This is a genomic window from Arthrobacter sp. MMS24-S77, from assembly GCF_054888235.1.
Genome location: NZ_JBTZRN010000001.1, coordinates 1,578,753 through 1,597,158, shown reverse-complemented (window position 1 = coordinate 1,597,158; position 18,406 = coordinate 1,578,753). Strand labels below are relative to the sequence as shown.

17 protein-coding genes and 1 pseudogene are annotated in these 18,406 nt (G+C 64.0%); 6 read left to right on the top strand and 12 right to left on the bottom strand.

The window, feature by feature from the left end; all coding sequences use genetic code 11:
* Positions 1 to 14: 14 nt before the first annotated feature.
* Positions 15 to 1,484, top strand: coding sequence for a lipase maturation factor family protein (locus ACX5I4_RS07275; RefSeq protein ID WP_461836089.1), 1,470 nt, complete (start codon positions 15 to 17; stop codon positions 1,482 to 1,484).
* A gap of 19 nt (positions 1,485 to 1,503) precedes the next feature.
* Here ACX5I4_RS07275 and ACX5I4_RS07270 read toward each other — a convergent pair whose 3' ends face one another.
* The 7 genes from ACX5I4_RS07270 to ACX5I4_RS07240 are packed head-to-tail and all read right to left on the bottom strand — an operon-like array spanning position 1,504 to position 9,404.
* A complete protein-coding gene (locus ACX5I4_RS07270; RefSeq protein WP_461836088.1) occupies positions 1,504 to 2,340 on the bottom strand; it encodes an HpcH/HpaI aldolase/citrate lyase family protein in 837 nt (278 codons plus the stop codon).
* Positions 2,337 to 2,918 (bottom strand): MaoC family dehydratase, encoded by a 582-nt coding sequence (locus tag ACX5I4_RS07265; protein WP_461836087.1) that lies wholly within the window; start codon positions 2,916 to 2,918, stop codon positions 2,337 to 2,339. Before ACX5I4_RS07265 ends, ACX5I4_RS07270 begins: the two co-directional genes overlap by 4 nt.
* On the bottom strand, positions 2,915 to 3,667 hold the full coding sequence (locus ACX5I4_RS07260; RefSeq protein WP_461836086.1) for a CoA transferase subunit B: 753 nt from the start codon (positions 3,665 to 3,667) through the stop codon (positions 2,915 to 2,917). Before ACX5I4_RS07260 ends, ACX5I4_RS07265 begins: the two co-directional genes overlap by 4 nt.
* 2 nt (positions 3,668 to 3,669) lie before the next feature.
* Positions 3,670 to 4,479: a CoA transferase subunit A gene (locus ACX5I4_RS07255; RefSeq protein WP_461836085.1), complete on the bottom strand. Its 810-nt coding sequence runs from the start codon at positions 4,477 to 4,479 to the stop codon at positions 3,670 to 3,672.
* Positions 4,480 to 4,498: 19 nt separating this feature from the next.
* Positions 4,499 to 5,662: an acyl-CoA dehydrogenase family protein gene (locus ACX5I4_RS07250; RefSeq protein ID WP_461836084.1), complete on the bottom strand. Its 1,164-nt coding sequence runs from the start codon at positions 5,660 to 5,662 to the stop codon at positions 4,499 to 4,501.
* 2 nt (positions 5,663 to 5,664) lie between these two features.
* The gene (locus ACX5I4_RS07245; RefSeq protein WP_461836083.1) at positions 5,665 to 7,791 is read right to left on the bottom strand and encodes an acetyl/propionyl/methylcrotonyl-CoA carboxylase subunit alpha; all 2,127 of its coding nucleotides are present in this window, start codon (positions 7,789 to 7,791) and stop codon (positions 5,665 to 5,667) included.
* A gap of 5 nt (positions 7,792 to 7,796) precedes the next feature.
* The gene (locus ACX5I4_RS07240; protein WP_461836082.1) at positions 7,797 to 9,404 is read right to left on the bottom strand and encodes a carboxyl transferase domain-containing protein; all 1,608 of its coding nucleotides are present in this window, start codon (positions 9,402 to 9,404) and stop codon (positions 7,797 to 7,799) included.
* A 151-nt stretch (positions 9,405 to 9,555) separates the two neighbouring features.
* Between ACX5I4_RS07240 and ACX5I4_RS07235 the strand changes: the two genes are divergently transcribed.
* Entirely contained in the window at positions 9,556 to 10,209 is a 654-nt protein-coding gene (locus ACX5I4_RS07235) for an SACE_7040 family transcriptional regulator (protein WP_461836081.1), read from the top strand.
* A gap of 86 nt (positions 10,210 to 10,295) precedes the next feature.
* On the opposite strand, the gene ACX5I4_RS07230 is transcribed toward ACX5I4_RS07235, so the two are convergent.
* The 3 genes from ACX5I4_RS07230 to pdhA are packed head-to-tail and all read right to left on the bottom strand — an operon-like array spanning position 10,296 to position 13,884.
* Positions 10,296 to 11,711 carry a dihydrolipoamide acetyltransferase family protein gene (locus ACX5I4_RS07230; protein ID WP_461836080.1) on the bottom strand — a complete coding sequence of 472 codons (1,416 nt, stop codon included), beginning with the start codon at positions 11,709 to 11,711 and terminating at the stop codon, positions 10,296 to 10,298.
* Positions 11,708 to 12,718: an alpha-ketoacid dehydrogenase subunit beta gene (locus tag ACX5I4_RS07225; RefSeq protein ID WP_461836079.1), complete on the bottom strand. Its 1,011-nt coding sequence runs from the start codon at positions 12,716 to 12,718 to the stop codon at positions 11,708 to 11,710. Before ACX5I4_RS07225 ends, ACX5I4_RS07230 begins: the two co-directional genes overlap by 4 nt.
* Positions 12,718 to 13,884, bottom strand: coding sequence for a pyruvate dehydrogenase (acetyl-transferring) E1 component subunit alpha (pdhA, locus tag ACX5I4_RS07220; RefSeq protein ID WP_461836078.1), 1,167 nt, complete (start codon positions 13,882 to 13,884; stop codon positions 12,718 to 12,720). Before pdhA ends, ACX5I4_RS07225 begins: the two co-directional genes overlap by 1 nt.
* A 196-nt stretch (positions 13,885 to 14,080) precedes the next feature.
* Between pdhA and ACX5I4_RS07215 the strand changes: the two genes are divergently transcribed.
* From ACX5I4_RS07215 to ACX5I4_RS07200, 4 genes and pseudogenes are all read left to right on the top strand, one after another.
* Complete coding sequence (locus ACX5I4_RS07215; RefSeq protein ID WP_461836077.1) at positions 14,081 to 14,566, top strand: Lrp/AsnC family transcriptional regulator; 486 nt, start codon at positions 14,081 to 14,083, stop codon at positions 14,564 to 14,566.
* A gap of 169 nt (positions 14,567 to 14,735) precedes the next feature.
* A complete protein-coding gene (locus tag ACX5I4_RS07210; RefSeq protein WP_461836076.1) occupies positions 14,736 to 15,452 on the top strand; it encodes a hypothetical protein in 717 nt (238 codons plus the stop codon).
* 99 nt (positions 15,453 to 15,551) lie between these two features.
* Positions 15,552 to 15,725: pseudogene (locus tag ACX5I4_RS07205) on the top strand (DUF4383 domain-containing protein); the annotation flags it as partial.
* 28 nt (positions 15,726 to 15,753) lie between these two features.
* Positions 15,754 to 16,314 (top strand): hypothetical protein, encoded by a 561-nt coding sequence (locus tag ACX5I4_RS07200; RefSeq protein ID WP_461836075.1) that lies wholly within the window; start codon positions 15,754 to 15,756, stop codon positions 16,312 to 16,314.
* A gap of 86 nt (positions 16,315 to 16,400) precedes the next feature.
* Here the strand turns inward: ACX5I4_RS07200 and ACX5I4_RS07195 are convergent, their stop codons facing one another.
* Positions 16,401 to 18,017, bottom strand: a complete 1,617-nt coding sequence (locus ACX5I4_RS07195; RefSeq protein WP_461836074.1) for a solute symporter family protein — start codon at positions 18,015 to 18,017, stop codon at positions 16,401 to 16,403.
* Positions 18,014 to 18,394 (bottom strand): DUF485 domain-containing protein, encoded by a 381-nt coding sequence (locus ACX5I4_RS07190; RefSeq protein ID WP_461838670.1) that lies wholly within the window; start codon positions 18,392 to 18,394, stop codon positions 18,014 to 18,016. Before ACX5I4_RS07190 ends, ACX5I4_RS07195 begins: the two co-directional genes overlap by 4 nt.
* Positions 18,395 to 18,406: the final 12 nt, after the last annotated feature.

Here is an 18,406-nt window from a genome sequence, read left to right as displayed (position 1 = left end):
CGTAGCGTTGTTTTGTGGACTGGGTCTCGTGGTTCGAGGCGCCGGACTATGAATTCGCCCGGCAGGTGCTCCAGCGTGGCACGGCCGCGCTCTACTTCATCGCGTTCCTGTCCAGCCTCAACCAGTTCCCTGCGCTCCTCGGGGAACACGGGCTTCTCCCTGTCCCCCGGTACGTGGATGGTCACAGGATCTTGCGCAGGCCCAGCTTGTTCCGCTGGAAATATTCGGACACTTTGCTCCGGGCAGTGTGCGCTGCCGGACTCGCCGTTTCCTTGACGCTTGTGGGCGGACTTCCGCAGCTTGGCCCGCCGTGGCTTCCCCTGGCCGCGTTCCTGGCTCTGTGGCTGCTCTACATGTCGATCGTCAATGTTGGCCAGACCTTCTACGGCTTCGGTTGGGAGATGCTGCTGCTCGAAATGGGATTCACGGTTGCCTTCCTCGGCTCGGAGCAGACTCCCCCGCCTAAGACCATCCTCGTGCTGCTCGTGTGGCTGTTGTTCAGGCTGGAGTTCGGCGCAGGCATGATCAAGATCCACGGCGGAAGCGAGTGGCGTGATTTAACCGCCCTGTACTACCACCACGAGACGCAGCCCATGCCTGGGCCGCTCAGCCGCCATGCGCACCTGCTGCCCAAACCCCTTCACCGCGTGGAAGTGCTGGGCAACCACTTCGCCCAACTGGTGGTGCCGTTCTTCCTGTTCTTCCCGCAGCCACTGGCCAGCATTGCCGCTGGAATCGTGGTGTTCACGCAGCTCTGGCTGGTGGGGAGCGGTAACTTCGCGTGGCTTAACTGGTCCGCGATTGTGCTTGCTTTCGCTGCGGTGAGCGATCCCGTGGCCCACGCTGTGCTGCCGTTCATTCCACAACAGCGGTACCCGGCCACGGCGGCAGTTCCGCAGTCCCCGGTGTGGTGGCTCGCCGTCGTACTCGCGGTGACTGCGTTCCTCCTGGTGCTCAGCTATTGGCCCATCCGCAACCTGCTCTCGCGGGAGCAGCTCATGAACGCGAGTTTCAACCGTTGGCAATTGGTCAACACTTACGGGGCGTTCGGTACGGTGACGCGGCACCGGGTGGAAATCGTGGTGGAGGGCACGCAGGCGGACGTTCCCGTCGATGAGGCCGATTGGCGCGAATACGGCTTCAAGGGCAAGCCCGGCGACGTCCGCCGGCTCCCGCGCCAGTGGGCGCCGTACCACTTGCGCCTCGACTGGTTGATGTGGTTCCTGCCCTTGCGCACTGTGCACGAGGAGTGGTTCTACGCGTTCCTCGGCAAGCTGCTCGACGCCGACCGGCCCACCTTGCGTTTGTTGCGCCAGGATCCGTTCGACGGCGCACCGCCCCGTTGGGTGCGGGCCCGCAGCTTCCTGTACCGCTTCGCCACAAGGGCCGAGTTCCGCGAAACGGGCCAGCGTTGGATCCGGATGGAGCTCTACGAGGTCATCGCCCCGCTGGGCCATCCGCCGTCGCGGCGGCGTGGACGCTAGATGCGGCAGGACTGGGCCTTTAGGACAGCCGTGCCCTGTGCAGCGTCGATTCGGCGTGTTTGAGGATAGGACCGTCCACCATTTTTCCCTTGTACTGGAATACCCCGGTTCCGGCCGCGGCGGCCGCATCAAGCAGCTCCCGCGCCTCAGCGACGGCATCCGGCGAGGGTGCGTAGGCTTCGCGGACAACGGCCACCTGGTTCGGGTGGATGCAGGCCTTGGCACCGAATCCACTGGCCACTGCGTCTGCGGATTCCACACCCAGCCCGGCAAGATCGGGAATGTCGACGTAGACCGAGTCGATGGCTTCCTTGCCCGCAGCCTTGGCGGCAAGCAGCACAGTGGAACGGGAGTGCATGGCGACGGCCCGGTAGCCGCCGTCGTCCTTGCGGCTGGAGGTGCCGCCCATGGAGGCGATCAGGTCCTCGGCACCCCACATGAGCCCGACGACGTTCTGGGCCTGGGCGATCTCACTCGCGTTGATGATCCCTTTGGCCGTCTCGCACAAGGCAATGACGTGGTACCCCTCAAGTGCTTTCAGCTGTTCGCCGGTCTCCGCTTTGGCCAACATCACGGTGCGGTAGGGCGTGTGTTTGAGGCAGTGCAGGTCCTTCTCGAAGTCCGGGGTGCCCACCGGGTTGACGCGCACAATCGTACGGCTGGGGTCGAGTTCGGCGGTCTCGCCCCCCGAGCCGACCTGGGCGAGAATGGCGCCCCGGGCGCGTTTCTTGTCCGCCGGCGCGACGGCGTCCTCGAGGTCCAGGATCACTGCGTCGGAGCGCTCGGCGGCCTTTTGGTACCGTTCCGGACGGTCGGCGGGGCAGAAAAGCAATGCGGGGCCCATCGTGAAGGTCATGTATTGATTGTCCCCTGTTGCGCCTCGAGATGCGCGGTCCGGGTCCACATGAGGCAAGCCCTCGTGGCCAAGGCCACAACCGTGCCGTCTTGGTTGCGGCCTGTGTGCTGCATGGTCACGATGCCCTGCCCGGGACGCGACGACGAGGCCCGCTTCCCGGTCACCACGGTCTCCGTGTAGAGGGTGTCGCCGTGGTAGAGCGGGTGCGGAAAAGAGACGTCCGTGAGGCCAAGCTGGGCGATGATGGTGCCCTGGGTCAGCTGCGTCACGGACTGCCCCACCATGGTGGACAACGTGAACATGGAGTTCATGAGCCGCTGGCCAAAAGGTTGGGTGGCGCTCCACGCGGCGTCCAAGTGCAATGCCTGGGTGTTCATGGTCAGCGTGGTGAACAGGACGTTGTCCGTTTCCGTCACGGTCCGGCCCGGGCGATGCGCGTAGACGACGTCTTCCTCGAGCTCGTCGAAGTAGAGCCCCCGCTGCTCGATGACTCGGGGTTCGGGGACTCGGGGTTCGGGGACTCGGGGTTCAGCGGCGCGGGGACCACCCTTGCCCGGGGTTTCAGGGCTCGCGGTCATACGGTCAGTTCCTGGTCTTCTTCGAAAAGCTCGACGCCGGTCGCGGCCGCAACGTCCTCCGCGGAGACATTCGGCGCCAGCTCGCGCAGGACCAGCCTCGACTCCCCGCCGTCCGAGACCACGTCGATCACGGCAAGATCGGTGATGATCCTGTCAACGCAGCCCTTCCCCGTTACTGGCAACGAGCATTCCTTGACGATCTTGGGCTTGCCATTGCGGTCCACGTGCTCCATCATCACGATCACCCGCTTGGCGCCGAACACGAGATCCATGGCTCCGCCCATGCCTTTGACCATCTTTCCCGGGATCATCCAGTTGGCCAGGTCCCCGTTGGCTGCGACCTCCATGGCTCCAAGCACTGCGACGTCCACGTGACCACCGCGGATCATGCCGAACGATGTTGCCGAGTCGAAGAACGCGGCGCCCGCGTTGACGGTGACCGTTTCCTTGCCTGCGTTGATCAGGTCGGGGTCTATTTGGTCCTCGGCAGGATAAGGGCCGACGCCCAGGATGCCGTTTTCGGAATGCAGGATCACTTCGACCCCGTCAGGGATGTAGTTGGGAATCAGGGTGGGCATGCCGATCCCCAGGTTGACGTATTGCCCGTTGCTGAGCTCGCGGGCTACGCGGGCGGCCAGTTCGTTGCGCGTCCAGCCTTTGCCTTCGTGATGGTCGGCGTCGGCGCGGCGGTACTCATGCCTGACCGCCTCGGGACGCGGCGGCACATCCTGGGTGGTGTTTGTTTCCATGGCTACGCTCCTGCCTGATCGCTAGTACCGGTGGCCTCGGCAGTGCCCGCGGCAGACGCCGGGGTCAAGGCCACCGTCCGCTTTTCGATGCGCTTCTCCGTGTCCGGTGCAAGCACGACCCGCTGGACGAAGATGCCCGGCGTGTGGATGTTTTGCGGATCGAGTTCGCCGGGCTCCACGAGCTCTTCTACCTCGGCGATGGTGATCCGGGCAGCCATGGCGCACAAGGGGTTGAAGTTCATGGCCGTCGCATGGAAGACGAGGTTCCCGTGACGATCGCCCTTCCAGGCATGCACCAGTCCGAAGTCGGGGGTCAGTGACTCCTCCAAGACATAGTCCGCGCCGTTGAAGGTACGCACTTCCTTTGGCGAGGACGCGATCGCAACGTTGCCGTCGGCGTCGTACTTTTGCGGAAGCCCGCCTTCCGAGACCTGCGTCCCGACGCCCGCCGCCGTGAAAAACGCGGGGATGCCGGCGCCTCCGGCGCGCAGTTTCTCAGCCAGTGTCCCCTGCGGTGTGAGAACCACCTCGAGCTCGCCGGCCAAATACTGCCGTGCGAACTCCTTGTTCTCGCCAACATAGGAACTGATGGTCCGGCGGATGCGTCCGTCCCTGAGCAGGATGCCCAGGCCCCAGTCGTCCACGCCGCAGTTGTTGCTGACAGTTTCAAGGTCCTTGGTGCCTTGATCGTAGAGTGCATCGATCAGCGCCACGGGGATGCCGCACAAGCCGAACCCGCCGACGGCGAGCGAGGCGCCGTCGTGGATGTCCTTCACCGCTTCCGCGGCGCTGGCAACAACTTTGTCAATCATCGTTTACCTTCCCTGACGGTCAAAGGCCCAGCTCGCGGGCGATGAGCATCAACTGGACCTCGGTGGTGCCCTCCCCGACTTCCAGGATCTTGGAGTCGCGGTAGTGCCGTGCCACCGTGAATTCGTTGATGAAGCCATAGCCACCGAACACCTGGGTGGCGTCCCGTGCGTTGTCCATGGCTGCCTCGCCTGCGACCATCTTAGCGATGGCCGCTTCGGTCTTGAACGGCTTGCCGGCCAGCATCCTCGCGGCCGCGTCGTAGTAGGCCAACCGTGCGGTGTGGGCCCGTGCCTGCATGCGGGCGATCTTGAACTGAATTGCCTGGTATTTGCCGATGTTGTGCCCGAAAGCCACGCGTTCCTTGGCGTATTTCACGGACAATTCAACGCACCCCTGTGCCGCACCGGTGGCGAGGGCAGCGATGGCGATGCGGCCTTCATCCAGGATGGACAGGAAGTTGGCGTACCCCCGTCCCCGGACACCAAGCAGGTTCTCCTCGGGTACCCGGACGTTGTTCAAGGTGAGCGGGTGGGTGTCGGAGGCGTTCCAGCCCACCTTGTTGTAGGCCTTTTCCGCAGTGAAGCCGGGCGTGTCGGTAGGAACCAGGATTGTGGAGATCTCCTTCTTGATGCTCCCGTCCTTGCGTTCGTGCTGTCCGGTGACGGCGGTGACGGTGACGAGCCGGGTGATGTCGGTCCCGGAGTTGGTGATGAACTCCTTGTTGCCGTTGATGACCCAGCGGCCGTCCTCGAGGTGTGCGTTGGTCTTGGTGCCGCCGGCGTCCGAGCCTGCTTCCGGCTCGGTCAGGCCGAAGCCCGCGAGCGCTTCAGCGGAAGTCAGCTGGGGCAGCCAGTGTTCCTTCTGCGCTTGGGTACCGAAGCGGTACACCGGCATGGCGCCGAGCGAGACACCTGCTTCGAGGGTGATGGCCACGGATTGGTCCACCCGGCCCAACTGTTCCAGCGCGAGGGCGAGTGCGAAGTAGTCTCCGCCCATGCCGCCGAACTCTTCAGGGAAGGGCAGGCCGAAGAGGCCCATCTCGCCCATCTGCTTGACGACTTCGTAGGGGAAGCTGTGTTCCTCGTCGTGCTTGGTGGACACGGGGGCCACTACCTCGTCGGCGAATTCCCGGACCGAGTTGCTTAGGTCCTGGTATTCCTCGCTGAGTTCAAAACTTGCCATGGCTAGACTTCCTCGTCTTTCTGGTTTTCAGTCGGTTCCGCTGTGACTTCAGGGGCGGGTTCTGGGGCGGGTTCTGCCGCCACGTGGATGGTTGCGAGGACTTGGTCAGCCTTGACGAGGTCCCCGGTTTTGCTGCTGAGGTGCACGGTGCCGGACACCGAGGCCACCAATTGGTGCTCCATCTTCATTGCCTCCACGGCAAGGAGGACCTGGCCCGCTTCCACGTGGTCGCCGTTGTGCACCGAAACGGAGACGACAGTTCCCGGCATGGGAGACCGGACTTCCGGGTCCGCGGCGCCTTCCTCGCGCTGGATGCCCGCGAGGATCCGTTGGAGCCGGGACTCGCGGTCCAGGATCTCCAGCCGGCAGGACCAGCCGTCGCTGCCGAGCCATAGCTCTCGGGGCTGGCCATATGCGGCGCCTCCCGGAGATGGTGAGCCGTGCGCGAAATGGTGCTCGACGCCGTCGAGCACCAGCGCCGTTTGTCGGGCGGATCCCGGCCGCATCTCTGCTGTGTGCACGACGCCGTTGTCCACGCTCGCAGTGAAGCCCGAACCGTTCCCGGTGAGCGCGACCGTCGACAGGCCGGCGTCGGGACGTCCGATGGTGGTCTTCCATGGCGCGGGCGCGCCGATGCGCCAACCGTCCGGGGTGTTCCAGGGAGATGTCGCCTCGGCCGGCGCCAAGGCCGGGCGGCCCAGCATCGCCGCGGCGATCAACTCCACGTCCGCCACCTGACGGAATTCCATCCCCTCCAGCTTGCGCTCGATCAAGCCGGTGTCGAGGCGCCCGGCGCGGACGTCGTCGTCGTTGATCAGGAGCCGCAGGTACTCAACGTTCGTCTGTACACCCAGCAGGGTGTAGTCCCCCAGCGCAAGGTCGAGGGTGTCCAGGGCCGCTTTGCGGTCCGGGCCCCAGGCAATAACCTTCGCGAGCATGGGATCGTAGTCGCCGGTGACGGACAATCCCGGGAGCATGGCGGAGTCGACGCGGACGTGCGGATCGCTGCTTGCCCGTTCCCGGAGCGTCACGATCTCCCCGATGGATGGCATGAAGCCGCGTTCGGGCACCTCCGCGTAAACGCGCCCCTCAACGGCATGACCGTCAAGCACGACGTCGGACTGTGCGACCGTGAGGACCTCACCGGCGGCGATGCGCACTTGCCATTCGACAAGGTCGACGCCTGTGACCACTTCCGTGACGGGGTGCTCCACCTGGAGGCGGGTGTTCATCTCCATGAAGAAGAAGTGCTCCGGGTCCTGGTCCGAGACGAGGAACTCGACTGTGCCCGCACCGCTGTACTTGACGCTTCGGGCAGCCTGGCAGGCGGCCTCACCGATCCGTGCCCGGACCTCGGCCCCATTCGCGAGGGATTCCAGCAAGGGGGACGGCGCTTCCTCGATGACCTTCTGGTGGCGGCGCTGGAGCGAGCATTCGCGCTCGCCGAGATGGATCACGTTGCCGTGGTTGTCGGCGAGGACCTGGACCTCGATATGCCGGGGCGCTTGGATGAGCCGCTCCAGGAAAAGGGTGTCATCACCGAAGGCGCTCGCCGCCACGCGCCGGGCCGTCAGCAGAGTAGCCGCCATATCCTCGAGCCGTTCCACAATGTGCATGCCTTTGCCACCGCCCCCGGCCGACGGTTTGATCAGCAAAGGGAAGCCGACGCCGGGCGCCGCTTCGATCAGTTCCGCATCGCTCAAGCCTGGTTCGGCGATGCCCGGAACGCAGGGGACGCCGTAGGACATGACGTGGTTCTTGGAACGGATCTTGTCGCCCATGATCTCGATGGCGTCGATGCCGGGGCCGATGAACGCGATCCCGGCTGCGTCCAGGGCCTTGGCGAACTCCACGTTCTCGGCCAGGAATCCGTAACCGGGGTGGACGGCTTGGGCGCCGCTTTGCAGGCAGGCCTCGATGATGGCGTCTATCCGCAGGTAGCTCTCCGCCGCCGCTGCTGTGCCGATCCGGACGGCAGTGTCCGCTTCGCGCACGTGCCGCGCTCCGGCGTCGGCGTCTGAATAGACGGCCACCGAGCGGATGCCCATGGCCTTGAGGGTGCGGATGACGCGGCAGGCGATCTCGCCGCGGTTGGCGACAAGGACGGTGTCGAAAGGGTTGGTTGTCATGGGGGTCACATCCGGAAGAGGCCGAAGGAGGTTTCCGGCAGCGGTTGGCGGGACACGGTGTCGAGGGCCATACCCAGGACGCGCCGGGTGTCAGCGGGGTCGATGATGCCGTCGTCCCAGAGCCTGGCGGTGGAGTAGTAGGGACTGCCTTGGTCTTCGTATTGCTGCTTGATGGGGGCCTTGAAGGCTTCCTCGTCTTCCGCGGACCATTCCTCGCCGCGGGACTCGTATTGGTCCCGCTTGACGGTGGCCAGCACGCTGGAGGCCTGGTTCCCGCCCATGACCGAGATCCTGCTGGCGGGCCACATCCACAGGAACCGTGGTGAGTAGGCACGGCCGCACATCGAGTAGTTTCCTGCACCGAAAGAACCGCCGATCACCACGGTCAGCTTCGGCACGCGGGCAGTAGCCACGGCGGTGACCATCTTGGCGCCGTTCTTGGCGATGCCGCCCTGTTCGACGTCCTTGCCCACCATGAAGCCGGAGAGGTTCTGCAGGAAAACCAAGGGGATGCCGCGCTGATCGCAGAGCTCGATGAAGTGTGCGCCCTTGAGGGAGGACTCGCTGAACAGCACTCCGTTATTGGCCACAATGCCCACAGGATGGCCGTGCAGCTTGGCGAACCCGGTCACCAGGGTGGTGCCGTAGTTCTTCTTGAACTCGTGGAACCTGGAACCGTCCACCAGACGGGCAATGACCTCGCGGACGTCGTACTGGGCGTTGACGTCCGTGGGAACCGCACCATAGATCTCGCCCGGGTCCACTACGGGCTCGACGGCGGTGTCCACGTCCCACGCGGGCGCGGCCGGCTTGGGCAGGGTGGAGACGATGTCCCGGACGATCTGCAGCGCGTGCTCGTCGTTCTCGGCGAGGTGGTCCGTCACGCCCGAAATCCTTGAGTGGACGTCCCCGCCACCCAGTTCCTCAGCCGTGACGATCTCGCCGATGGCGGCCTTCACGAGGGGCGGCCCGCCCAGGAAGATGGTGCCTTGGTTGCGGACGATCACCGTTTCGTCGCTCATGGCGGGTACGTAGGCGCCACCGGCCGTGCAGGATCCCATGACCGAGGCGATCTGCGGGATCTTCGCGGCAGACATTTTCGCCTGGTTGAAGAAGATCCGGCCAAAGTGTTCCTTGTCCGGGAACACTTCGTCCTGCTTGGGCAGGAACGCTCCCCCGGAATCGACGAGATAGACACAAGGCAGCTTGTTCTCCAGGGCTATTTCCTGGGCCCGGAGGTGCTTCTTCACCGTCATCGGGTAATACGTCCCACCCTTGACCGTGGCGTCGTTGGAAACCACCATCACCTGGCGGCCGTGTACCAAACCGATGCCTGCAATGACGCCTGCACCGGGTGAATCATCGTTGTACATCCCATTGGCCGCCAACGGAGCGATCTCCAGGAACGGGCTGCCCTCGTCCAACAGGTAGTTGACACGTTCCCGTGGCAACAGCTTCCCCCGGGAGATATGCCGTTCGCGCGATTTCTCCGGTCCACCAAGGGCCGCCACGGCAAGTCGCTTCTTCAACTCCTGCACCAGTGACAGCTGCGCTTCCGCGTTGGCCGCGAACTGATCGCTGCTGGTATCCAGCTGGCTGGCGAGTGTCTCCATCGACTGCGTCCCATCCCGGCCCAGGGCCATCTCAGTTAGTACCGCATAACTGGAATTTAGGTTAGTCTCTATTAACTGTGTTGTCCATCACCTCGGCACTTGGCCCGTCCCGGTATCGGCGCTGAATTGGACGCGTGCAAAAGGAGGAATTGTGGTCACCTTCCAGCGGAGCTCCCAGCAGGACGGCCCAACCCCGCGGAGCCCCAAGCAAGACAGCCCGACCCAAAGAAGCCAAGCCAAGGAAACACGGCGCAAGGCCCTCCTAACCGCCGCGGCCGGGTTGTTCGCCGCCGACGGTTTCAACCGTGTGTCGCTGGAAGACCTGGGGGCCGCCGCAGGAGTAAGCGGCCCTGCGGTGTACCGGCATTTCCCGGGAAAACAAGCCGTGCTCGCCGAGTTGCTCCTGAGCGTGAGCCGCAATCTGCTCGACGGCGGCCGTACCGTGGCGTCCGAGGCCCCCGACGCCGAAACCGCGTTGCGCGGATTGGTGGAGTTCCATGTGGACTTCGCCCTCAGCAATCCCGATGTCATCCGGGTCCAGGACCGCGATTTCAGCAACCTCAGCGACTCCGACCAGGCCGAAGTCCGCACCCTGCAGCGCAACTACGTGGAACTGTGGGTGGGAGTCCTCGGCGAACTGCATCCCGACACGGATCCTGCCGAGCTGCGGGTACGGGCACACGCAGCCTTCGGTTTGATCAACTCGACTCCCCACTCCGTGCGGCACCACGGACGACGCATGGCGGTCAAAAGCGCCCGGCCCATCCTCGAACGGATGGCCCTGGCGGCGCTGACGGTGCGCTAGCCTGGCGCCTCCAAGACCCAACTGACTCGCAGTAGATGTCGTTATGAGCCGTCAAAACGACAACAACTGCGAGTCAGTTGGGCCTGTTAGATCATGGTCATGACCGTGGCCGGGTCGGAGAGAATCGCGCCCAAATCGGCTAGGAATTTCGAACCCTGTTCGCCGTCGACCAGCCGATGGTCGAAAGACAGGCTCAGGGACATCACCTGGCGCACGGCGAGTTCGTCATTGTGCACCCACGGAGCTTTGCGCACCGATCCCAGCGCCACGATGGCGGCCTCGCCCGGATTCAAGATGGGCGTTCCGGCGTCGATCCCGAACACGCCGATGTTCGTGATCGAGATGGTCCCGCCCGTGAGGTCTGCCGGCGAGGTCTTGCCGGAACGTGCGGTATCCGTCAGTTCGGACAAAGCGGTGGACAGTTCCAACAGGGTCATCGTGTGGGCGTCTTTGATGTTGGGAACAGTCAGTCCCCGCGGTGTAGCGGCGGCAATCCCCAGGTTCACGTAGTTGAACTGCACGATCTCCTGAGCGGCTTCGTCCCAGCGGGAGTTCAGGGTCGGGTTCCTTCGCAGGGCAATCAACACTGCCTTTGCCGCGATGGTCAACGGCGTGAGCTTGTACCCGGCAAATTCGCGACTAGCCTTGAGCCGCGTCAGCAGTTCCATGGTGGGCGTGACGTCAACGGTCAGGAACTCCGTCACATGCGGCGCCGTGAAGGCACTTTGCACCATCGCGGCGGCCGTGAACTTGCGGACTCCCTTGATAGGGGTGCGCGTCTCGCGTTCTGCGGAAACACCGACGGCGGACGCGGCGAGAGCCGCGGTCGGGGCGACCTCGGGAACGGAGACCTGCGCCTGGAACCCAGCCGCGAAATCCTGGACATCGGAACGCGTGATGAGCCCTGCCGGCCCGGTTCCCTTGACCAGCCCGAGGTCAATTCCGAGATCCCTTGCCAACTTACGGACCGGAGGAGTGGACCGCGGACGCTCTTGTTCCGCCGCCGGCTCGCTTGAAACGGCGAGCGGAGCGGGCTGTTCAACGACGGGAACGGGTTCGACGGCGGGAACGGGCTCGCGTTCGAGGGCGCCCCCGTCAAACATCCGCTGGCGTCGCGCCGGGCGTCCGGACTTTTCGACGACGGCGCCATAGCCAACGAGGTTCGGCTCGCGTTTCGCCGCGGCCTCCGCCGGGCTTTCCGTGGAGGCGACCTCGCCGAAACCGGCAGCACCGGAAGGTGAGGCTCCGGCGTCGTCGACTTCAAAGGAGACGATCGGCTTGCCGACCTCCACCACGGATCCGGCCTGTTCGTGCAAAGCGGCCACGGTTCCCGCGAAAGGCGAGGGAAGCTCAACCACGGCCTTGGCCGTTTCCACCTCGGCGATGACCTGGTTCAGTGTCACGGTGTCCCCCACCGCGACCTTCCAGCTAAGAATTTCCGACTCGGTGAGTCCCTCTCCGAGGTCCGGCAGCCTGAATTCCTTGATCATGGTGGCGCTCATCCTTCCAGGCCGCTCAGGGAGTTGCCGCGGCCGAGTGCCCGATCCACGCCGTCAAGAATCCTGTCCAGATCCGGCAAATGGTGCATCTCGAGCTTTGAGTACGGGTACGGGATGTCGAACCCGGTGATCCGGACTGGCGCTGATTCAAGGTAGTTGAAGCAGCGCTCGGTGATGCTCGCGGCGATTTCCGCGCCGAGCCCACCGGACTGCGCAGCCTCATGGGTGATGACCAGCCGACCGGTCTTGCGGACAGACGCCTCCACTGCCGGGAAGTCGATCGGAGCCAGCGAGCGCAGGTCGATAACCTCCACGGAGATTCCTTCGTCGGCGGCAGCCATAGCCGCGTCGCTGGCGGTCTTCACGAGCGGGCCATACGCCACCAAGGTGACGTCGCTGCCTGGGGTGACCACCCTGGCCTTTTCCATGGACAGCGCAGTGGAAAGATCTGCAGTCTCATCCACCTCGCCCTTGTCGTGGTAACGGCGCTTGGGCTCGAAGTACAGCACAGGATCGTCGGAGGCGATGGCCTGCTGGATCATGGTGTAGGCATCCTGCGGGTTGGAGACGCTGATGACGCGCAGTCCCGAGGTGTGGGTGAAGTACGCCTCCGGAGATTCAGAGTGGTGCTCAGGTGAACCGATTCCGCCGCCGAAGGGAACGCGGATGGTGATGGGCATCTTCACGCGGCCTTGTGTGCGGTAGTGCATCTTGGCGACCTGGCTGACGATCTGGTCGAACGCCGGGTAGATGAAGCCATCGAATTGGATTTCGCAGACCGGACGGTAGCCGCGGTAGGCCAGCCCGACGGCTGTGCCGATGATCGCGGACTCGGCCAAGGGAGTGTCAACCACCCGATGCTTGCCGAAGTCTTTCTGGAGTCCGTCGGTGACCCGGAAAACGCCACCGAGCGCCCCTATGTCCTCGCCCATGAGGACAACTTTGGGATCGTTTTCGAGGGACTTGCGCAGGCCGGCGTTGATGGCGCGGGCGAATGTCAGCTTGCTCATCAGAGTGCCCTTTCCTGGGTTGATCCGCTGAAGCTTTCCAGATAGCGGGAGTAGTGGTCCTTCTGGCGTTCGATCCAGGAGTTGGGCGTGCTGTACACGTGGTTGAAAAGGTCCAACGGCGCAGGATCCGGCATGCTGATGACGCCCGCCCGCAGGTTTCTGGCTACCTCGTCAGCTTTGGCGTGGGTCTTGGCTTCGACTTCTTCCGTCAGCAGGCCCTTGGTGCGAAGCAGTGCCTTGAGTCGGGCAATCGGGTCCTTGGCCGCCCAGTCCTCAAGCTCGTTGGCGTCGCGGTAGCGGGTGGGATCATCCGCCGTCGTGTGCGGGCCCATGCGATAGGTCACCGCTTCGATGAACGTGGGTCCTCCACCCTTGCGTGCCCTGTCCAGCGCAATGCGGGTGACCGCCAAAACGGCCAGGACGTCGTTCCCGTCGACGCGCATGCTGGGGATTCCAAATCCTGAGGCACGGTCGGCGATCTGGATGTGGGACTGGATCCGGACGGGCTCGGAGATGGCCCAGTGGTTGTTCTGGCAGATGAAGACCACGGGCACTTGGAAGCTCGCGGCAAAGACCATTGCCTCGTTGACGTCACCCTCACTTGTGGCACCGTCACCGAAGAATGCAACCGCTACCGAGTCGGCGCCGTCGTGCTGGATACCCATGGCGTAACCGGTCGCGTGCAATGACTGCGAGCCGATGATGATCTGCTGGGTGGCAATGTTGTGGCGGTACGGGTCCCAGCCGGAGGACGCATTGCCGCGCCAGGCACGGACCAGGTCCGTCGGTTCCACGCCGCGGCAGTAGGCCACGCCGTTGTCCCGGTAGCTGGGGAAAACGAAGTCGTCATCCCGGAGCGCCCGGCCCGCACCGATCTGGGATGCCTCCTGGCCCAGCAGCGGCGGCCACAAGGCCAACTCCCCCTGACGCTGCAAGGCGGTGGCCTCGGCGTCGATGCGGCGGATGACTGTCATGTCCTCATACAGCGAGCACAGCTGCTCGTCCGTGACATCGCTGACCCAGAGATCGAACTCCGGGTGGCTGATGCGTTCCCCCGCGGGGGAAATCAGTTGGACCAGGTTCCCACCGGTCCGACGAGGGCTTTCTGCACTGATTCCGGGATTCGGAGCCTTGTAGGCGTCCTGGCCGGCTTCGTCCGTCAACACAGTTGATCGCACCTTTCAGCTCGTGCTCGCAGGCCTTTTGGAGGGACTTGTGATCCAGCCGCGGGCCAGCATCCGGGCGTCGTCGCCTGGATTAATTGTGACCCTACTCACAATGCTCATTGGGTACAACCACCGTTGAAAATTCTGCGCATTCTGCCCTGTCCGGGCCCGGCTCACCGTGCTAACGTTGCGCATTATGCAAGCTTTGGATGGCACAGACACTCGCCTGCTTTCGGCCATGGCGAAGGACCCCCGCGGCACGGTGGTGGCTTTGGCGCAGAAGCTGGGACTATCGCGGAATACGGTCCAGGCACGGATGGCCCAACTGGAGAAGAAGCACGCGTTCCTGTCCTTCGAACGACGCATCAACCCTGCGGCCCTCGGCTATCCGCTCATGGCGTTTATTTCCGTGCACGTGCAGCAGCAGAAGCTCGGACAGCTTGCCTTGGACCTCGCCGAAATCCCGGAAATCCTGGAGGGGTACGGGCTCACCGGATCGGCTGACCTGTTGCTGCGGGTTGTAGCGCTCGACGCCGAGGACCTGTTCCGGATCAACGGCAAGATCCTGGCGTGCGACGGCGTGGAACGAACCGATACCGCGATGTCCATGGGCGAATTGATTCCGTTCCGGGTGCAGCCGTTGCTGAACCGGACTGCCAAGACGGCGCTCCGCACCAACTAAGCTCGGTAGCGGCGCCGACAAAGTAGCGGATGCCGACGACGAAGCTGCAGGATGGCCTTGCTCCGCACCGGAATGTGCGATTTGATGCAGGTGGACGCCTTTGGGGGCCGGCTGGCGGCTTCCGTCCGGTTGGCGGCGCTGGGCCTGGTCGCCGGGAAGGGGAACCACCATGAGCACCCCAAACGTACCGCCGCAGCCGAACCACGACCCCCAAGCCGTCCCGCCGGCGTCGGGGGCCGGGCCATCCCCGTTCGCCCCACCGTTTCCCGGAGCGGGAGCGCCAGGCTACGGAGAGGGAGCGCCAGGCTACGGCACTCCCTCCCCCTACGCCCCGCCAGGCCCGTACGCCGCTCCGGGCCAGTATCCGGCGTCGGGCCAATACGCGACTCCTGCGCAGTACGCCACCCCGGGACAGTATCCCGCCCCCGGACTATACGGCATGGCGGTTCCGCCGCCCGCCAAAAACCGGAAGCTCCTCTGGATCATCCTCGGAGTGGTGGGGGCGGTGCTGGCGCTGATCGTCGTGGGGGTCATCGTGCTGGTCAATGTGGTGGGAAACGCCACAAACAGGGTCCAGGCCGTCTCCGACGATTTCACTCGGCTGATCGTGAATGGCCAAAGCGAGCAAGCCTACGACAAGTACGTGAACCCTGCCCTCGCCCAAAGCTTGCCTAAGGCGAAATTTGTTGCCGGCGTCGCTGGCCTTCAACTAAACAACAGCTGCAAGCCCCACTACGACTCCGTGATGGTGAATTCAGTCAATGGCACCAACACTGCCGATGTCGCCGGAACCCTGCAATGCGAAGGAAAGAACGTCCAATTCAGGTACGGCTTTGTGGGCAACGACCTGAAGTTGAACGCCATCCGCCTCGAGCCCCAGGGCTAGTGCCGAAAAAATAGTCACCACCACCCATCCACGGCACCGCGTGGTCCGAATATCCGGTTGAGAGCGCCATCGGTGGAGCGCTGCTCTATGTTGGCGGTGTCTATCTATCCGATGGTCGGCATCCTCGGCCTGTTCCTCGTGGGTTCCGCGCTGAATATCATTGCCCTTAACGGCGCGGACAACGTCCTGCACCTTGCCAGCGCAGTGGTACTTCTCGGCGTGGGTCTCTCCCAAGACAAGGTTCGGGCCAACACCGCCGGGGCCCACGTCTAGAAGACCTCGAACCCGGAAGGAGCGGTCAGTGTCAGCCCAAGCAGCGACGTCCGTGGGACCGACCGCCGGAGCCTCCGTCACCCTGTTTTCGTGTTTCGCGGGAATGGGGGCCGGCCTCGTGGAGCTTTCCATCGCGTCAAGCTACATTTCGAGCCGTGGACCCCTCATGTGGGCGGGCGGAATCTTCGCGGTCTGGGGCCTGGCACTGCTTGCGGGCTCGATTGCGAGCATGCAACGCGGACGGCTCCGGTTCCGCAAGGCGACAACCATCGGACTTATGTCAGCCGTGCTGGTCCACGTAGCCGTGCTAGTGGCTGGAATGGCCCAAAGATTGCTCGACGGCGGTCACCTGGCGGCTCTTTTCCTGGTCCTGATGGCACTGGGCTCGTCAGCTTGGCTCGCCCGCAGGTACCGCGACGACGGCGGAACGGCAGCGGCTCCCCCACGGACCGGTGCGCTCGTAGTCGCTGCCTTTGCCGCCGCCGTCGTGGTCGCAGCAGTGACGACACCGGGGCTGGCCGCATCGGTGGCCGGGCAGCATGCCGTCCCGCACGGATCGCACTCGATACCAAGCGGTCACAACCACTAACCCTCCCAACCGACGGCTGAAGCAAGAATCCTTCCCGCACAACGTGTGGGAAGGATTCTTGGCTTTCTCGGACAGCCAGGAAACTCCTAGTGATTCACCGCTTTCTCGGCGCCGATGCCGGTCAGGGACCGGACCTCCATCTCGGCTTGTTTCGCCGTGTCTTCACGCTTCTTGTCCAGCATGGTGCCGAGCCAGCCAAGCAGGAACGCGAGCGGAATGGATACGATTCCGGGGTTGCTCAACGGGAAGACCGCGAAGTTGGCGCCCGGGATCATGGACGTCTTCGCACCGGAAACCACCGGCGACAACGCGATCAGGATGATGGCTGCCGCAAGGCCGCCATACATGCTCCATACGGCCCCCTGCGTGGTGAACTTCCTCCAGAACAGGGAATAGACGATGGTCGGCAGATTGGCCGATGCCGCCACTGCGAAGGCGAGCGCCACGAGGAAGGCGACATTCTGTCCGTTGGCGAAGATGCCTCCGAGGATCGCGAGGACCCCGATGACCACCACCGTCCGGCGCGCCACTTTGACCTCGGCTCCGGCGTCGACCTTGCCCTTGGAAATGACGTTCGCATAGATATCGTGGGCGAACGAGGCTGCCGCCGTGATGGTCAAGCCGGCCACCACCGCAAGGATCGTGGCGAACGCGACGGCGGAGATGAAGCCCAGCAGCAATGGCCCGCCCAGGTGGAACGCGAGGAGCGGCGCAGCGGAGTTGACGCCGCCCGGAGCGGACTTGATGGTGTCGGCCCCAACGAGGGCCGCGGCGCCATAGCCAAGGACCAAGGTGAACAGGTAGAACAGTCCAATCAGCCAGATGGACCAGACCACCGATTTGCGGGCTTCCTTGGCCGTGGGCACGGTGTAGAAGCGCATCAGCACGTGCGGCAGGGCGGCCGTACCCAGGACCAATGCCAGGCCGAGGGACATGAAGTCCAGCTTGGAGGTCTCGGTCTTGCCGTACTGCAGGCCGGGATTGAGCACGTTGGGGTTCTTGGCGGAATCCGCCGCAGCACCCAACAGGTTCGACAGGTTGAAGCCGTAAATGGACAGCACCCAAAGGGTCATGACTGCCGCACCGCAGATGAGCAACACGGCTTTGATGATCTGGACCCAGGTGGTGCCCTTCATTCCGCCGATCAGCACGTACATGATCATGAGGGCGCCGACGACGACAATCACCAAGGCCTGACCGCCCCAGTCGCTGATGCCCAGGAGCAAGGAAATCAGGCTTCCCGCTCCCGCCATCTGTGCCAGCAGGTAGAAGAAGCAAACGGCCAATGTGGACAGGGCCGCGGCGATCCGCACCGGGCGCTGGCGCAGCCGGAAGGAAAGCACATCGGCCATGGTGAACTTGCCCGTGTTGCGCAGCAGCTCGGCGACAAGCAGCAATGCGACGAGCCAGGCGACCAGGAATCCGATGGAGTACAGGAAACCGTCGTACCCGTTGACGGCGATTGCTCCGGTAATGCCGAGGAAAGAAGCGGCGGAGAGGTAGTCGCCGGCGATCGCGGTGCCGTTCTGCGAACCGGTGAAAGAGCGCCCGGCGGCGTAGTAGTCCGCGGCCGTTTTGTTGTTCCGGCTTGCCCGGAACACGATCACCATGGTGACCAGGACGAACAGGGCGAAAATGCCCATATTGAGCAGCGTGGTGTCCTTGAGCGCGGCAACGTTGACCATCGGGACCATTCCAGTCATTTTGTTGCCCCTCTTACTGCGTCGCCGCCCTTATCGAATTCATGGCCCTCGATCTCATTCCGGATTTCTGCGGCGATCGGGTCCAGCCTCCGGTTGGAGTAGCTGACATACCAGGCCGTGATTCCGAAGGTGGAGACGAACTGGAGCAGGCCCAGGACGAGGCCGACGTTGATGTTGCCCCACAGCTTGGTGGACATGAAGCCCACGGCGTAGTCAGCCAGCAGGACATAGGCGAAGTACCAAAGCAGGAATGCGATGGCCATTGGAAAGACAAAACTGCGGTGGCGCTTGCGGAGCTCCTGGAACTGCGCCGTTTGCTGGACTTCCTGGAAATCCACGGACGCCGCTGCGTCCGGTGTCTGGGCCTCGTTACCCATGGCTTCCTCCTG

What these genes read in the sequence shown, in the direction of transcription:
- ACX5I4_RS07230 (WP_461836080.1), bottom strand. Translation starts at nt 11,711, where the DNA reads ATGAGCGCCACCATGATCAAGGAATTCAGGCTGCCGGACCTCGGAGAG.
- ACX5I4_RS07250 (WP_461836084.1), bottom strand. Translation starts at nt 5,662, where the DNA reads ATGGCAAGTTTTGAACTCAGCGAGGAATACCAGGACCTAAGCAACTCG.
- ACX5I4_RS07190 (WP_461838670.1), bottom strand. Translation starts at nt 18,394, where the DNA reads ATGGGTAACGAGGCCCAGACACCGGACGCAGCGGCGTCCGTGGATTTC.
- ACX5I4_RS07225 (WP_461836079.1), bottom strand. Translation starts at nt 12,718, where the DNA reads ATGAGCAAGCTGACATTCGCCCGCGCCATCAACGCCGGCCTGCGCAAG.
- ACX5I4_RS07240 (WP_461836082.1), bottom strand. Translation starts at nt 9,404, where the DNA reads ATGGAGACACTCGCCAGCCAGCTGGATACCAGCAGCGATCAGTTCGCG.
- ACX5I4_RS07210 (WP_461836076.1), top strand. Translation starts at nt 14,736, where the DNA reads ATGAGCACCCCAAACGTACCGCCGCAGCCGAACCACGACCCCCAAGCC.
- ACX5I4_RS07270 (WP_461836088.1), bottom strand. Translation starts at nt 2,340, where the DNA reads ATGACCTTCACGATGGGCCCCGCATTGCTTTTCTGCCCCGCCGACCGT.
- ACX5I4_RS07195 (WP_461836074.1), bottom strand. Translation starts at nt 18,017, where the DNA reads ATGACTGGAATGGTCCCGATGGTCAACGTTGCCGCGCTCAAGGACACC.
- ACX5I4_RS07215 (WP_461836077.1), top strand. Translation starts at nt 14,081, where the DNA reads ATGCAAGCTTTGGATGGCACAGACACTCGCCTGCTTTCGGCCATGGCG.
- ACX5I4_RS07245 (WP_461836083.1), bottom strand. Translation starts at nt 7,791, where the DNA reads ATGACAACCAACCCTTTCGACACCGTCCTTGTCGCCAACCGCGGCGAG.
- ACX5I4_RS07255 (WP_461836085.1), bottom strand. Translation starts at nt 4,479, where the DNA reads ATGATTGACAAAGTTGTTGCCAGCGCCGCGGAAGCGGTGAAGGACATC.
- ACX5I4_RS07260 (WP_461836086.1), bottom strand. Translation starts at nt 3,667, where the DNA reads ATGGAAACAAACACCACCCAGGATGTGCCGCCGCGTCCCGAGGCGGTC.
- ACX5I4_RS07265 (WP_461836087.1), bottom strand. Translation starts at nt 2,918, where the DNA reads ATGACCGCGAGCCCTGAAACCCCGGGCAAGGGTGGTCCCCGCGCCGCT.